Source organism: Polaromonas sp. YR568 (assembly GCF_943372955.1).
Classification (GTDB): Bacteria; Pseudomonadota; Gammaproteobacteria; order Burkholderiales; family Burkholderiaceae_C; genus Polaromonas.
In genome coordinates this window covers 1-14267 of sequence record NZ_CALSAL010000015.1, presented here as the reverse complement: position 1 = coordinate 14267, position 14267 = coordinate 1, and the positions used below count along the sequence as shown (strand labels likewise).

The following is a 14267-nucleotide window of genomic DNA, read 5'->3' as shown; positions in this document are numbered from 1 at the left end:
GGCTGCGGTGCAAAATGGCGGGATGAACTCTCTAGCCGGCATTCGCGTTCTCGACCTGTCCCGCGTTCTCGCGGGGCCCTGGTGCACCCAGACCCTGGCGGACCTCGGCGCCGATGTGATCAAGGTCGAGCGGCCCGGCAGCGGTGACGACACCCGCACCTGGGGCCCGCCCTTCCTGAAAGACGCCGCGGGCGCTGACACCGAGGCGGCCTACTACCTCGGTACCAACCGCAACAAGCGCTCGCTCACCTGCGACATTGCCCAGCCCGCTGGCCAGGCGCTGATGCGCGAGCTGGTGAAGCACTGCGATGTGTTTGTCGAGAACTTCAAAGTCGGCGACATGGCGCGCTACGGCCTCGACTATGCGTCGCTCAAAGTCATCAACCCGCGCCTGGTGTACTGCTCGGTGACGGGCTTCGGCCAGAACGGCCCCTACGCCGAGCGCGCCGGGTACGACTACGCCATTCAGGGCATGGGTGGTCTGATGAGCGTGACTGGCGAGCGCGATGACCTGGGTGGCGGACCGCAGAAGGTGGGCGTCGCAGTGGCCGACCTGATGACCGGCATGTACGCCACCGTCGGCATTCTGGCCGCGCTGCGCCACGCCGAGAAAACCGGTGAAGGCCAGCAGGTCGACATGGCCCTGCTCGACACCCAGGTGGCGATGCTGGCCAATCTGGGGGCCAACTATCTTGTGAGCGGCAAGGCACCGGGGCGCGCCGGCAATGCGCACCAGAACATCGTGCCGTATCAGGTGTTCGAAGTCGCACCCGCGCCAGATGGCAGCAAGGACCACCTCATCCTCGCGGTGGGCAACGACTCGCAGTACCTCAAGTTCTGCCAGGTGGCCAACATTCCGGAGCTGGGCGTGAACCCGCTGTTCGCTAAGAACCGCGACCGCGTGCTCAACCGGGCGCAGCTGGTGCCGATTCTTGAGGCGGTGATGAAGACACGCACCAAGGGCGACTGGCTGGCTGCGCTCGAAGCGGCCAAGGTGCCATGCGGCGCCATCAACAACCTGGCCGAGGTGTTTGCCGACCCGCAGGTGCATGCGCGGCAGATGGTCACCGAATGGCAGCACCCCGTGAAATCGGATTTGCGGCTGGTGTCCAGCCCCATCAAGCTCAGCGCGACACCGGTACGCACCGACCTGCCGCCGCCCCTGCTCGGCCAGCACACCGACGAGGTGCTGCGCAACGTGCTCCGTTACACCGAAGCGCAACTGGCCGACCTCAAACAGAAGGCGGTGATCTGATGGCCAACTTTGTCCTCGTGCACGGCGCGTGGCATGGCGCGTGGTGCTGGCAGCGCGTCACCGCCACCCTGCAGCGGGCAGGCCACCGCGTGCATGCCGTCACGCTGACGGGCGTGGGCGAACGGGCGCATTTGCTGTCGCCCAGCATCACGGTGGACACGCACATCTGCGATGTCGTCAACCTGATCGAAGCCGAGGAACTGCAGGACGTGGTGCTGGCCCTGCATTCGTATGGCGGCTTGCTGGGCACCGCCGTCGCTGATCGTGTAGCGCAACGAATTAAGCACATTGTCTATGTCGATGCCATCCTGCCCGAGCCGGGCGAAAGCTGGAGCAGCACGCAGTCGGCTGCCACCCAGCAGGAACGCATGGCCGCTGCACAGGCCTCGCCCCACTTCAGCCTGCCGCCGCCCGACCCTGCGAAGTTCGGCCTGCAAGGCGCCGACCGCGACTGGGTCATGCGTCGCCAGACGCCACACCCGGGCAACACCTACCAGGCACCGATCCAGTTTGATGTGCAGCGGGTCGCCGCCATCGCGCGCACCTATGTGAGCTGCACACGGCCGGCGCTGGCTAGCATCGACCCGAGCCGCCTGCGCGCCCGCGATGCGGCCTGCTGGGGTGGTGCCTGGCTGCCAGGCTCGCGCTTTGTGGAACTGGCGACCGGGCACGACCCGATGGTGAGTGACGCGCCCGCGCTGTCGCAGATCCTGCTGGACAGCGCACGGTGAGATCACCAGACCGTCGCCGCCTCTGCGCGGCTGTGGCCACCGGGCTGGCGCTGCCGCTGATCGGCCTGCACAGCGCAGCGTGGGCGCGTGAGACGGCCCTGCCCGTACCCACGTCGCTGCCCGAGGCCGCGCGCGCTGCTGCGGTCAAAGGCGAACCCTTGATCCTTCTGATCAGCCTGCCCGGTTGCCCCTATTGCGAACTGGTGCGGCGCAATTACCTGCTGCCTGGTCAGCGCGACGCGGGCTGGCACACCTGGCAGCTCAACGTGAACGACCGCAGCGCCCGCTTGATCGGGTTTGACGAACGACCCACCACCGCGGCACTGCAAACCGACGCTTGGCGCGCCAAGTTCACACCCACCGTGCTGTTCTTTGGCTCGCGCGGACAGGAGGTGGCCGAACGGCTGGTCGGCATTTCGGTGCCGGACTTTTATGGCGCTTACCTGGATGAGCGACTGACCACGGCGCGCAAGGCACTCGTCCTGCGACGCTAGGCAAGTGTTAAACTGGAGGCGTTCAAGCAGGAGAGCGCTGCCCCAGCCCCCAAGCACAAGGCAGCCACCGAAGGCGCAAACTTCCATAATCGCTCAGGTCCCGTACTGCCCGGAACACACAGCCGTCTGGAGAGACGCCGCACGCAATGTGCGGTGCACCGAAGGAGCAAAGCCCGCCACATGCCGCCGTGCATGACGGGCTGAATCTCTCAGGTAACAGGGACAGTGGAAGCGGCCGCAAGCACTCGATGGCTTGGCGGTTGCCATGATTCTCACGATTCACTCAGCACCTGCCGCTTCGCATGCCTGCGCTTGCGTCATGTTCCCTGTTTGAAAAGGATTCACCATGAAAGTCATGGTTCTGGGTGCCGGCGTCACTGGCATCACCACCGCCTGGTATTTGTCTCAGCAAGGTCACGAAGTCACCGTCATCGACCGCCGCCCCGGCGCGGCCATGGAAACCAGTTTTGCCAATGGCGGCCAGATCTCCGTCAGCCATGCCGAGCCCTGGGCCAACCCGGGCGCTCCACTGAAGGTGCTGAAGTGGCTGGCCCGCGAAGACGCGCCACTGCTGTTCCGCCTGCGTGCCGATGTACACCAGTGGCTGTGGGGCCTGGAGTTTCTGCGCAACTGCACGCCCGCACGCACGGCGTGGAACATCCGCCAGATCGTTAACCTCGGCATGTACAGCCGCAGCACCCTGCAAAAGCTGCGCGCCGAACTCGGCCTGCAGTACGACGCACAAACACGCGGCATCCTGCACTTCTACACCAGCCAAGCCGAATACGACGCGGCGCAGGAGCCGGCACGCATCATGCGCGAGCAGGGCTGCGAGCTCGACATGAAAACCGCCGACGAGTGCGTGGCCATCGAGCCCGCGCTGGCGCAATGCCGCAGCAGCATCGTAGGCGGCAGCTTCACGCCCAGCGACGAATCGGGTGATGCCCACACCTTCACGCAGGCCCTTGCTGCACGCTGCGCGGCGGCTGGCGTCCAGTTCAAGTACCACACCACGGTGGTGGGTCTGGACCACAGCGGCGGCACGCTCCACGGCGTGCAAGCCGTCACCGGCACCGGTGAAGCCGGCGGGCGCGTGGAGCGACTCACTGCCGACGCCTATGTGATGTGCATGGGGTCCTTCAGCGCGCAGTGGTCACGGCTGCTGGGCCAGTCGCTGCGCATCTACCCGGCCAAAGGCTACTCGGTCACGCTGCCAGTCATCGACGAGGCCGCGTCGTACACCGCGAGCCTGACCGACGACGAGTACAAGCTTGTGTTCTCGCGCCTGGGCAACCGCCTGCGGATTGCCGGCACCGCCGAGCTCAACGGCTACAACACCGACCTGAACCTGGTGCGCTGCGAGGCCATCGTGCGGCGGGTGAAGCAGCTCTTCCCCGGCATGACCGACGGCCAGGGCGCGCAATACTGGACAGGCTTGCGGCCCGCCACGCCCAGCAACGTGCCCTACATCGGCCGCAGCAAGGCATCGAATGTTTTTCTCAACACCGGCCACGGCACGCTGGGCTGGACCCACGCCTGCGGCTCGGCCGCAGCAATTGCCGACATCGTCGGCGGACGTCAACCCGAGGTTGACTTTGCGTTCACGGGCTTGCCAACGGGCAGCGCTGTGAGCCCGGCGCGAGCCCTGGCCAGCGCATGATCCCAATGTGACGGAGTGCGGCAAGTGACAGGCTCGTGGCGCAGGTCAGCACTGCGCCCGGGCCGGTCACTTCATCGCGCCAAACACCTTCTGCAGGATGGCGCTGCCGGTGCCGACCGGATCCTGGCGGATTTTCTTTTCTTCCTCGCCGATGATGAGGTAAAGCCCGTCGAGTGATTTGCCGGTGACGTACTGCTGAATGTTGGCGTCTTCCTTCTTGACTAGCCCGAAACCGGCGGCTTTGCCGGCGAATTCGTTGTATTTGTTGGCCAGACCCACCCTCTCGGTGGCCCGGGTCACCACTGGCAGAAATTTCACGCCCAGCGGCGAGCGGGTTTTTTCAGCAAAGAAGTTGGTGACCGAGGTTTCGCCGCCCTGCAGGATGTTCTTGGCGTCGGTCACCGTCATGGAACGCACGGCGCCCACCAGCAAATCCTTGCCCATGGGCACTGCGGCTTCGGCAGCGCGGTTGATGGAGGTGACCAGCTCATCGATGCGCTTGCCCTGGCCGAAGTTTTTCAACAGCTGGGACGCATCTTCCAGATATCCCGGCAGCGGAATGCGAACTTTCGGGTTGCCAAGGAATCCATCCGTCTTGCCAAGCAGAGCGACGGCTGCCAGCGCGCCTTTTTCCAGGGCGGTTTTCAGGCCGCTGCTGGCTTCCTGGTTGGTCAGGCTGCCGAAGGACACGGCCCAGGCCTGCAAGTAAGTGGTTCCTATCAGCGCACCCAAGGTGCCCACACCTGCCCGATTAAAATGACGACGTTGCATGATGAGGTCCTTTCGATGAAATTCACTTCCCGGCTGGCAGTATGCCGCATGGCACTGGCCACCGCACTGGCCACGGCGGCGCTGGCGAGCCTGCCGGGCTGCACCGGCACGCAGGCTGCGCCGGAGTCCACTTTTGTGCTGCTCGATGGCAGCAAGCAGACCACGGCCGACCTCAAGGGCAAAGTGACGCTGGTCAATTTCTGGGCCACCAGCTGCGTGACCTGCGTGGCCGAGATGCCGCAGATCATCTCGACCTACAACAAGTACCAGAGCAAGGGCTATGAGACGGTCGCAGTCGCCATGCGCTACGACCCACCCAGCTACGTCGTCAACTTCTCGCAAACCCGCCAGCTGCCCTTCAAGGTTGCCATCGACAACACCGGCGCCATCGCCAAAGCGTGGGGCGACGTGCAGCTGACGCCCACCACCTTCATCGTCGACAAGCGTGGCCGAATCGTGAAGCGCTATGTCGGGCAACCCGATTTCGCCGAGCTGGACCGGCTGATCGCGCAATTGCTCGAACAAAAAGCCTGATTCGCAACCGAATCTCATCAAGTCCAAGCTGACACGTCACCTTTTATGCCAACACCCCCGCGTTACACCTCTACGGCGATCGTTCTGCACTGGCTGCTGGCACTGCTGATCCTGGCGCAACTGTCCTTCGGTGTCTACATGGTCGAGCTGCCGTTCTCGCCGGGTCGCATCAAACAGTTCAATTGGCACAAATGGGCTGGCATCTCCATTTTGGTCCTGTCGGCCCTGCGCCTGTTGTGGCGGCTGCGCCATCGCCCGCCTGCAGCGTTGCCCATGCCGTCTTGGCAAGCGCATTCGGCGCACGCCAGCCACGTGGCGATGTATGTGCTGTTCTTTGCGATTCCACTGGCAGGCTGGGCTTACAGCTCGGCTGCGGGATTTCCGGTGGTCTACTTTGGTGTACTCCCACTTCCCGACCTGGTTGGCCGTGATACCGACCTGGCCGGCCAACTCAAGCTGCTTCACCGGATTCTGGCTTATGGATTGGCAGCGCTGATCGCGGTGCATTTTGCGGCGGCTTTGAAGCACCATCTTCTCGACAAGGACGGTCTGTTGCACCGGATGAATCCTTTTCGTTCAGGCCATGCATAATCAGATGCGAATGAAAACCCTGTCCATCCTTGCTCTTGCAGCCCTTGCCTGCTCAGTCACGCACGCCCAGCAAAAGTTGGTGCCCGCGCAAAGCGAGATCAGTTTTATCGTCAAGCAAATGGGTGTGCCTCTGGATGGCAAGTTCGGCAAGTTCGACGGCCAAATTGCGTTTGATCCCGCCAAGCCCGAAGCCGGAAAGATCAATCTGTCGATCGATCTCTCCACAGCGGTGGTCGGGGACGCTGACACCGTCAAGGAATTGAGGAAGCCCGAGTGGTTCGGGATAGCCAAATTCCCGACCGCATCCTTCACCTCAACCAGCATCAAGGCAGTTGGGGCCGGCAAATTCGATGTGGCAGGGAACCTCAGCATCAAAGGTATCTCGAAACCGTTGTCCATTCCAGTGACGCTTGCAAAGACAGGCGCTGTGTCCGTGGCCCAAGGCGGCTTCACGATCAAGCGCGGAGATTTCAAGATTGGCGAGGGTGACTGGGCTGACACATCCATCGTCGCCGGCGATGTTCAGGTGAAGTTCAAGCTGGCAGTGACAGGCCTGTAGCCCGGACTGGCTGCAGGCGACTTTTGTTTTCAGCACCATTTCTAGCAAGGAGAAATCGATGAATCAGCACTTAGTTGTGGCAACCGCCTTTATGGGGATTTTTGCTGGCAGCGCATGGGCGCAATCCGCGACCTACAAGATCGACCCCAATCACACCCGCACGATCTGGGAAGCCAAGCATTTCGGCACATCGACAAGTCGTGGCCAGTGGGAAAAGACCGATGGTGAGATCACGCTGGACAAGGCTGCAAAGACCGGCAAGGCGGACATCGTTCTCGACATGAACTCGATTCACACCGGAGTCGCACCGTTCAACAACCACATGAAGAGCCCTGACTTCTTCGACACTGCCAACCATCCAACCGCCCGGTTCGTGGGTGACAAGTTCAAGTTCGAAGGCGACAAGGTGACCGAGGTGGCGGGCAACTTGACCATTCGCGGGAAAACTCAGCCGGCAGTGCTCAAGGCCACGGCTTTCAACTGTTTCGACCACCCCAGCCTCAAGCGAGAGGTCTGCGGCGGCGACTTTGAAACCGTCGTCAAGCGCAGTCAATTCGACATCAACTGGGGCTTGGCCAACCGCGCGACTGCTGACGACATCAAGGTCACGATCCAGGTCGAGGCCATCAAGCAGTAATTCACGTTCAGGCAGCCCTGTTGCTGCCTGCCTCAATACCCGCCGCACCCATGTCCCTTGTGCAGGTGTCTACACCGGCGTCGCCTGAGGCATTGGACGCGCTGCGACAGCTCTTTCAGGAGTACGCAGTCAGTCTGAATGTCGATCTGTGCTTCCAGCACTTCGACGAAGAGTTAGCGGGGCTGCCAGGCGACTATGCATCACCCCGAGGCGCACTGTTGCTGGCCACTGTGGACAGTGAAGCTGCTGGGTGCTGCGCCCTGCGGCCGATAGACGAGGCAGACTATCCCAACGCGGCGGAAATGAAGCGGCTGTATGTTCGGGAGCGCTTTCGGGGCATGGGACTTGGCAGGCAACTGGCCGAAGCGGCGTTGAATGCCGCTCGACAAGCCGGTTACTCCAGCGTGCTGCTGGACACACTGGACGACATGGAAGCCGCCCGCGCGCTCTATGCCGATCTGGGCTTTGAGTCGATCCCACCCTACTATCACAACCCGATTGCCGGGGCGCACTACCTCAAAGCGGAGCTGTAGGGCGGAGCTTGATGGCGCAGGTCTGGCGGTGGCCAGCATCGCCCCGCACCTCCGGCAAAAAGAAAAGCCACAGCGCGAAACGCTGTGGCTTTCACTTTGACTTCATTCGGTGCACTCAAGCGGTGAGTGCACACATCACGACAGTATGGTCTGTTTACGCTTTGGCTTGGGCCAGCAGCGTGGCGGCGTCGCTGACTTCGAACTTGCCGGGCGCTTCCACATTCAGTGCGGCGACCTTGCCATCCTTCACCAGCATGGAGTAGCGGTTGCTGCGCAGGCCCATGCCGCGAGCGGCAAGGTCCAGCGTAAGGCCGGTGGCCTTGGCAAAGTCGGCACTGCCGTCGCCCAGCATGCGAACCTTGCCGTCGGTCTTCTGGTCACGCGCCCACGCGCCCATCACAAAAGCGTCGTTCACGCTCAGGCACCAGATCTCGTCCACGCCAGCCGCCTTGAACTCGGCGGCCTTCTCGACATAACCGGGCACATGTTTGGCCGAGCAGGTCGGGGTGAACGCACCAGGCAAGGCGAACAGGGCAATGGTCTTGCCGGCGGTGGCCTTGGCCACATCGACCGGGTTGGGGCCAATGCTGCAGCCATTGCCTTCGACTTCCGAATACTCCATCAGGGTGGTGGCCGGAAGGGTGTCGCCTACTTTGATCATGGGGTGCTCCTCATTCTTGAAAGGTCAGGGGTTGAAAATGCAGCCCTGCAGTGTAGTGCGAAGACTGCGAGCGTGCGCTCACTGCATGAGTACCAGACGCTCTGGCAGGATGAATGCCTCAACAAGCAGCCACTGAATTCGGGTTCAGGCAGAAACGAAAAAGGCCCACCGAAGTGAGCCTTTTGGACTGATGAGCCTTGCGGCTGGATCAGGATCAGACCGCGGCGGCCTTCTCGACCAGGCGGGTCACAACCCAGTTCTTGGTCTTGGAGATCGGACGGCTCTCGGTGATCTCGATCATGTCGCCCATCTTGTACTCGCCCTTTTCGTCATGGGCGTGGTACTTGCTGGACAGCGACACGATCTTGCCGTAAAGCTCGTGCTTCACACGACGCTCAACCAGCACGGTCACGGTCTTGGCGCGCTTGTCGCTCACCACCTTGCCGATCAAGGTGCGCTTGAGGGATTTTTTAGCTTCCGTCATTTTTTGGCTCCTTGCTTGACGATGGTTTCGGCCAGGATGGTCTTGGCACGAGCGATGCTGCGACGCGTGGAGCGCAGCGTGGCGGTGTTGGTCAGTTGTTGCGTGGCTTTCTGCATGCGAAGGCCAAAGTGGGCTTTTTGCAGCTCTTTGACTTCGGTTTTCAGGCCGGCAACGTCTTTCTGGCGGAGTTCAGCGGATTTGGTCATGTTCATTTCCCCTTACTGGCCAATCATGCGGCTGACGAAGGTGGTGCGCAGCGGCAGCTTGGCAGACGCCAGGCGGAACGCTTCGCGGGCCAGTTCTTCAGGAACGCCGACGATTTCAAAAACAATCTTGCCGGGCTGGATCTCAGCCACGTAGTACTCTGGGTTTCCTTTACCGTTACCCATACGCACTTCAGCAGGCTTTTGGGAAATCGGCTTGTCCGGGAAGACACGGATCCAGATGCGGCCGCCACGTTTGACGTGACGGGAAATCGCACGACGTGCGGCTTCAATTTGACGAGCAGTCAGGCGACCACGGTCGGTGCATTTGAGACCGAAGTCACCAAACGCAACCGAACTTCCACGGGTGGCGACACCCGTGTTACGGCCTTTTTGCTCTTTGCGGTATTTTCTGCGAGCGGGTTGCAGCATTTTTATTCTCCGTTAATAGACCGATTACTCGGTCTTGGCACCGTCAGCTGCTGCAGCTGGCGCGGCTTTGCGGACGCGCTTAACGGTGGTTTTCGGGGCTTCGCTACCAGGGGTAGCTTCGGCCGGCTTGTCGCTGCCATCGGCGGGCGCAGTGTTGGTGCCACCGGCAGCGCCACGGGGTGCACGGGCACCACGGGGAGCTGGACGGTCGGTACCGGGACGTGCGTCACGACGCGGGCCGCGTGGCTTGCGCTCTTCTTCGGAAGGAGCGGCATCCAGCTTGGCGCCAGGAGAGTCACCACGGCCGAGCGTGTCGCCTTTGTAGACCCAGACCTTGACGCCGATCACACCGTAGGTGGTCTTGGCTTCAGAGGTGCCGTAGTCGATGTCGGCGCGCAGGGTATGGAGGGGCACGCGACCTTCGCGGTACCACTCGCAGCGGGCGATCTCGATGCCGTTCAGGCGGCCGGACGACATGATCTTGATGCCCAGGGCACCCAGACGCATGGCGTTTTGCATGGCGCGCTTCATCGCACGGCGGAACGTGATGCGCTTCTCAAGCTGCTGGGTGATGCTGTCCGCGATCAGCTTTGCATCAATTTCAGGCTTGCGAACTTCTTCGATGTTCACGGCGACCGGCACGCCCAGCTGGCGGCTCAGTTCTTTCTTGAGGTTCTCGATGTCCTCGCCCTTCTTGCCAATCACCACGCCCGGACGTGCCGAGAAAATCGTGATGCGGGCGTTCTTGGCGGGGCGCTCGATCAGGACGCGCGAAACCGCGGCGTTCTTGAGCTTGGCCTTCAGGTACTCGCGAACCTTGATGTCTTCAGCCAGCATGCCGGCGAAGTCACGGTTGCTCGCATACCAGCGGCTCGACCAGTTGCGGCTGACGGAAAGGCGAAAGCCTGTTGGGTTGATTTTCTGTCCCATGGTCCTGCCTTTAGTTGCCAACCACCACGTACACATGGCACGTGGGTTTGCTGATGCTGTTGCCGCGGCCTTTGGCGCGCGCGGAGAAACGCTTGAGCGTGGCGCCCTGCTCGACGTAAATGGTTTTCACCTTCAGCTCGTCGATGTCGGCACCGTCGTTGTGTTCGGCGTTGGCGATGGCGGACTCAACCACCTTCTTGATGATTCCAGCAGCTTTTTTCTGCGTGAAATTCAGGATATTGAGTGCTTGATCCACTTTCTTGCCGCGGATCAGGTCAGCGACCAGGCGGCCCTTGTCGACCGACAGACGAACGCCCCGGAGGGTTGCACGTGTTTCCATGGTCTTTCCTTATTTCTTCACAACTTTTTTGTCAGCTGGATGACCTTTGAAAGTCCGGGTGAGTGCGAACTCGCCCAACTTGTGGCCCACCATCTGATCGGTGATGTAGACAGGCACGTGCTGCTTGCCGTTGTGCACGGCGATGGTCAGGCCGATGAACTCGGGCAGGATCATGGAGCGACGCGACCAGGTCTTGATCGGCTTTTTGTCCTTGGTGGTCACGGCCTTGTCGGCCTTGGCTACCAGATGATGGTCGACAAACGGACCTTTTTTGAGTGAACGGGTCATTGCCTATCCCTTACTTCTTGCGACGCGACACGATCATGACCTGCGTGCGCTTGTTGTTACGGGTACGGTAACCTTTGGTCAGATTGCCCCATGGGTCGACAGGATGGCGACCTTCACCGGTCTTGCCTTCGCCGCCACCGTGCGGGTGGTCAACCGGGTTCATCACCACACCGCGAACGGTCGGGCGAATACCCATCCAGCGCTTCACACCGGCTTTGCCGAGGCGGCGAAGGCTGTGCTCTTCGTTGGCAACTTCACCGATGGTGGCACGGCACTCGATGTGGATCTTGCGAACCTCACCGGAGCGCATGCGAACCTGGGCGTAGGTGCCTTCACGGGCCAGCAGCGTCGCCGAGGTGCCTGCGGAACGGGCGATTTGCGCGCCCTTGCCGATTTGCATCTCGATGCAGTGGATGGTGGAACCCACCGGAATGTTGCGGATGGGCAGGGCGTTGCCGACGCGAATCGGCGCTTCCGAGCCGCTGATCAGCGTGGCGCCGACTTCAAGGCCGCGGGGGGCGATGATGTAGGCGCGCTCGCCGTCGGCGTAGCACAGCAGGGCAATGTGGGCCGTGCGGTTGGGGTCGTACTCGATGCGTTCGACCTTGGCCGGAATGGCGTCCTTGTTGCGCTTGAAGTCCACCACGCGGTAGTGGTGCTTGTGACCACCGCCCTTGTGGCGCGTCGTGATGTGACCGTTGTTGTTACGGCCGGCCTTCTGGAATTGCGGCTCCAGCAGCGGCGCGTAAGGCTCACCCTTGTGCAGGTGGTCACGGGAAATCTTCACCATCCCGCGCATGCCGGGAGAGGTGGGTTTCATTTTGATGACAGCCATTACGCAGTCTCCCCGCCGAGGTTCAGCTCTTGACCAGGCTTGAGCGTCACATAGGCCTTGCGGATGTTATCCCGACGGCCGATGGATTTGCCAAAGCGCTTGGTTTTGCCTTTGATATTGAGAACGGCAACTGACTGCACGTCTACCTTGAACATCAGCTGCACGGCAGCCTTGATTTCATATTTGGTAGCGTCCTGCAGCACCTTGAAGGTCACGGCATTGGTCTTGTCGGCAATCATCGTGGCTTTTTCAGACACGATGGGAGCGACCAGCACCTGCATCAGACGACCTTCGTCGAATTTGGTTTTGGCGTTCACGGCGCTCATGCGAACATCTCCTTGAGTTGGTCCATGGCGGCCTTGGTCACCAGAACCTTCTTGTAGTGCACCAGCGACAGCGGGTCGGCGTAGCGAGGCTCCACCACCAGAATGTTCACCAGATTGCGGGATGCCAGGTACAGGTTTTCATCAACCTGATCGGCAATCACCAGCACGGAGTTGAGGTTCATGGCCTTGAACTTGTCGGCCAGGACTTTCGTCTTGGGCGAGTCGACCGTCAGCGAATCCACCACAGCCAGACGACCTTCACGGGCCAGCTGGGAGAAGATGGAGGCCATGCCGGCGCGGTACATCTTCTTGTTGATCTTCTGGGTGAAGTTCTCATCGGGCATGTTCGGGAAGATACGTCCGCCTCCGCGCCACAGCGGGGAAGAGGTCATACCGGCACGCGCACGGCCAGTACCTTTCTGTTTGAAAGGCTTTTTGGTCGAGTGACGGACCTGCTCACGGTCTTTCTGGGCACGGGTACCCTGGCGGGCGTTGGCCTGGAAGGCCACGACCACCTGGTGAATCAGGCTCTCGTTGTATTCGCGACCAAACACGGTATCGGGCACGTCCACTTTGGACGAAGCCAGGCCTTGGTCATTCAGGAGTTCGACCTGCATCAGTTCGCTCCTTTGGCAGCGTTGGTGGACTTGGCCTTGATCGCGGCGCGAACCGTGACAAAACCGCCCTTGGAACCAGGCACAGCGCCGCGGATCATCAGCAGCTGACGGGCTTCGTCAATGCGCACGATGTCGAGGTTTTGCGTGGTGACAGTGACGTCGCCCATGTGGCCGGTCATGCGTTTGCCCGGGAACACGCGTCCGGGGTCTTGCGCCATACCGATGGAGCCGGGCACGTTGTGCGAACGGCTGTTACCGTGCGACGCGCGCTGCGAGCTCATGTTGTGACGCTTGATGGTGCCGGCGTAGCCTTTACCGATGGAGGTGCCCTGCACGTCCACCAGCTGGCCCACTGCAAACACGTCGGCTGCGGGCACCACTGCGCCAGCGGCATACTTGCCTGCGACGTCAGGCGTCACGCGGAATTCTTTCAGGATTTCACCAGCTTCAACGCCTGCTTTCGCAAGGTGGCCGGCAGCCGGCTTGGTGACACGCGATGCTTTGCGTGCGCCAAATGCCACTTGAAGGGCATCGTAGCCGTCATTTGCTTCGGTTTTAACCTGGGTCACGCGGTTGTTGGACACATCCACCACCGTGACAGGAACAGTGTCCCCATCATCAGTGAACAGACGCATCATGCCCACCTTGCGGCCCAGCAACCCGAGGGAGTTGCTCAGACTCATTGTTTTCTCCGTTACTTCCACCGCTGCGACTTCAATTGGCCACAGACGTTTTGATGTGAAAGAGAGTTAATAAAACTGACCCGGACCTGCATTGCAAATCCGGGACAGCCCAAAAGTATAGCGCAGACTGCCAAAAATGGCAAGTCTGCGCCAGGACTCAACAATTGGCAGCCCCTGAAACCGGAAATTCATCCCGTTTAGGGGCTTACCTGTTTACTGCAGCTTGATTTCGACGTCCACGCCGGCCGGCAGGTCGAGCTTCATCAGGGCGTCAACGGTTTTGTCCGTCGGGTCCACGATGTCCATCAGACGCTGGTGCGTGCGGATTTCCAGCTGGTCGCGGCTGGTCTTGTTGACGTGCGGCGAACGCAGGATGTCAAAACGCTTCATGCGGGTTGGCAGGGGCACGGGGCCCTTGACAATCGCGCCGGTACGCTTGGCGGTGTCCACGATCTCGGCGGCCGACTGGTCGATCAGCTTGTAGTCGAACGCTTTGAGGCGGATGCGGATTTTTTGCTTGGTGGCCATGCTAATTCCTTCGCTGTGTTCAGAAATTACGCAATGATCTTGGCCACGACACCGGCGCCGACGGTCTTGCCGCCTTCGCGGATGGCAAAGCGCAGGCCTTCTTCCATGGCGATCGGGTTGATCAGCTTCACCGTGATCGACACGTTATCGCCTGGCATCACCATCTCTTTGCCTT

22 protein-coding genes, 1 pseudogene and 1 riboswitch are annotated in these 14267 nt (G+C 61.2%); of the genes and pseudogenes, 9 read left to right on the top strand and 14 right to left on the bottom strand.

Features of this window, described 5'->3' with window-relative positions; translation table 11 throughout:
• The first annotated feature begins 22 nt into the window (after positions 1–22).
• The 4 genes from AAG793_RS16415 (at position 23) to AAG793_RS16400 (ending at position 4140) form a co-directional block, all read left to right on the top strand.
• Positions 23–1255: a CaiB/BaiF CoA-transferase family protein gene (locus AAG793_RS16415; protein ID WP_341910122.1), complete on the top strand. Its 1233-nt coding sequence runs from the start codon at positions 23–25 to the stop codon at positions 1253–1255.
• Positions 1255–1986 (top strand): alpha/beta hydrolase, encoded by a 732-nt coding sequence (locus AAG793_RS16410; RefSeq protein WP_341910120.1) that lies wholly within the window; start codon positions 1255–1257, stop codon positions 1984–1986. The genes AAG793_RS16415 and AAG793_RS16410 overlap by 1 nt, the downstream gene beginning before the upstream one ends.
• Complete coding sequence (locus AAG793_RS16405) at positions 1983–2480, top strand: hypothetical protein (protein ID WP_341910118.1); 498 nt, start codon at positions 1983–1985, stop codon at positions 2478–2480. Before AAG793_RS16410 ends, AAG793_RS16405 begins: the two co-directional genes overlap by 4 nt.
• A 116-nt stretch (positions 2481–2596) precedes the next feature.
• Positions 2597–2715: riboswitch (glycine riboswitch) on the top strand.
• 111 nt (positions 2716–2826) lie between these two features.
• Positions 2827–4140, top strand: a complete 1314-nt coding sequence (locus AAG793_RS16400; RefSeq protein WP_341910114.1) for a D-amino acid dehydrogenase — start codon at positions 2827–2829, stop codon at positions 4138–4140.
• 66 nt (positions 4141–4206) lie between these two features.
• Here the strand turns inward: AAG793_RS16400 and AAG793_RS16395 are convergent, their stop codons facing one another.
• Complete coding sequence (locus tag AAG793_RS16395) at positions 4207–4911, bottom strand: DUF4197 domain-containing protein (protein WP_341910112.1); 705 nt, start codon at positions 4909–4911, stop codon at positions 4207–4209.
• A 48-nt stretch (positions 4912–4959) separates the two neighbouring features.
• Here AAG793_RS16395 and AAG793_RS16390 point away from each other — a divergent pair, with 48 nt between their 5' ends.
• The 5 genes from AAG793_RS16390 to AAG793_RS16370 are packed head-to-tail and all read left to right on the top strand — an operon-like array spanning position 4960 to position 7765.
• The gene (locus tag AAG793_RS16390; protein ID WP_341910154.1) at positions 4960–5445 is read left to right on the top strand and encodes a TlpA disulfide reductase family protein; all 486 of its coding nucleotides are present in this window, start codon (positions 4960–4962) and stop codon (positions 5443–5445) included.
• A gap of 45 nt (positions 5446–5490) precedes the next feature.
• Complete coding sequence (locus AAG793_RS16385) at positions 5491–6036, top strand: cytochrome b (RefSeq protein WP_341910110.1); 546 nt, start codon at positions 5491–5493, stop codon at positions 6034–6036.
• Positions 6037–6046: 10 nt separating this feature from the next.
• A complete protein-coding gene (locus tag AAG793_RS16380; protein WP_341910107.1) occupies positions 6047–6595 on the top strand; it encodes a YceI family protein in 549 nt (182 codons plus the stop codon).
• 58 nt (positions 6596–6653) lie between these two features.
• Positions 6654–7232 (top strand): YceI family protein, encoded by a 579-nt coding sequence (locus AAG793_RS16375; protein ID WP_341910105.1) that lies wholly within the window; start codon positions 6654–6656, stop codon positions 7230–7232.
• Between the two features lie 50 nt (positions 7233–7282).
• Positions 7283–7765, top strand: coding sequence for a GNAT family N-acetyltransferase (locus AAG793_RS16370; protein ID WP_341910103.1), 483 nt, complete (start codon positions 7283–7285; stop codon positions 7763–7765).
• Between the two features lie 154 nt (positions 7766–7919).
• On the opposite strand, the gene AAG793_RS16365 is transcribed toward AAG793_RS16370, so the two are convergent.
• From AAG793_RS16365 to tuf, 13 genes and pseudogenes are all read right to left on the bottom strand, one after another.
• Positions 7920–8426: a peroxiredoxin gene (locus tag AAG793_RS16365; protein WP_341910101.1), complete on the bottom strand. Its 507-nt coding sequence runs from the start codon at positions 8424–8426 to the stop codon at positions 7920–7922.
• A gap of 214 nt (positions 8427–8640) precedes the next feature.
• Complete coding sequence (rpsQ, locus tag AAG793_RS16360) at positions 8641–8910, bottom strand: 30S ribosomal protein S17 (RefSeq protein ID WP_341910099.1); 270 nt, start codon at positions 8908–8910, stop codon at positions 8641–8643.
• Entirely contained in the window at positions 8907–9116 is a 210-nt protein-coding gene (rpmC, locus tag AAG793_RS16355) for a 50S ribosomal protein L29 (RefSeq protein ID WP_341910097.1), read from the bottom strand. The genes rpsQ and rpmC overlap by 4 nt, the downstream gene beginning before the upstream one ends.
• A gap of 12 nt (positions 9117–9128) precedes the next feature.
• A complete protein-coding gene (rplP, locus tag AAG793_RS16350) occupies positions 9129–9545 on the bottom strand; it encodes a 50S ribosomal protein L16 (RefSeq protein WP_007866520.1) in 417 nt (138 codons plus the stop codon).
• Positions 9546–9569: 24 nt separating this feature from the next.
• Complete coding sequence (rpsC, locus tag AAG793_RS16345; protein WP_341910095.1) at positions 9570–10475, bottom strand: 30S ribosomal protein S3; 906 nt, start codon at positions 10473–10475, stop codon at positions 9570–9572.
• A gap of 10 nt (positions 10476–10485) precedes the next feature.
• Entirely contained in the window at positions 10486–10815 is a 330-nt protein-coding gene (gene rplV, locus AAG793_RS16340; RefSeq protein ID WP_007866508.1) for a 50S ribosomal protein L22, read from the bottom strand.
• 9 nt (positions 10816–10824) lie between these two features.
• A complete protein-coding gene (gene rpsS, locus AAG793_RS16335; protein ID WP_196986566.1) occupies positions 10825–11103 on the bottom strand; it encodes a 30S ribosomal protein S19 in 279 nt (92 codons plus the stop codon).
• A 10-nt stretch (positions 11104–11113) separates the two neighbouring features.
• Positions 11114–11938, bottom strand: coding sequence for a 50S ribosomal protein L2 (gene rplB, locus AAG793_RS16330; protein WP_341910093.1), 825 nt, complete (start codon positions 11936–11938; stop codon positions 11114–11116).
• Entirely contained in the window at positions 11938–12264 is a 327-nt protein-coding gene (gene rplW / locus AAG793_RS16325) for a 50S ribosomal protein L23 (protein ID WP_341910091.1), read from the bottom strand. Before rplW ends, rplB begins: the two co-directional genes overlap by 1 nt.
• Positions 12261–12881 carry a 50S ribosomal protein L4 gene (rplD, locus tag AAG793_RS16320; RefSeq protein WP_341910089.1) on the bottom strand — a complete coding sequence of 207 codons (621 nt, stop codon included), beginning with the start codon at positions 12879–12881 and terminating at the stop codon, positions 12261–12263. Before rplD ends, rplW begins: the two co-directional genes overlap by 4 nt.
• Complete coding sequence (gene rplC, locus AAG793_RS16315; RefSeq protein ID WP_341910087.1) at positions 12881–13564, bottom strand: 50S ribosomal protein L3; 684 nt, start codon at positions 13562–13564, stop codon at positions 12881–12883. The genes rplD and rplC overlap by 1 nt, the downstream gene beginning before the upstream one ends.
• Positions 13565–13777: 213 nt before the next feature.
• A complete protein-coding gene (rpsJ, locus tag AAG793_RS16310; protein WP_007838118.1) occupies positions 13778–14092 on the bottom strand; it encodes a 30S ribosomal protein S10 in 315 nt (104 codons plus the stop codon).
• Positions 14093–14118: 26 nt separating this feature from the next.
• Positions 14119–14267, bottom strand: a pseudogene (gene tuf / locus AAG793_RS16305) (elongation factor Tu); the annotation flags it as partial.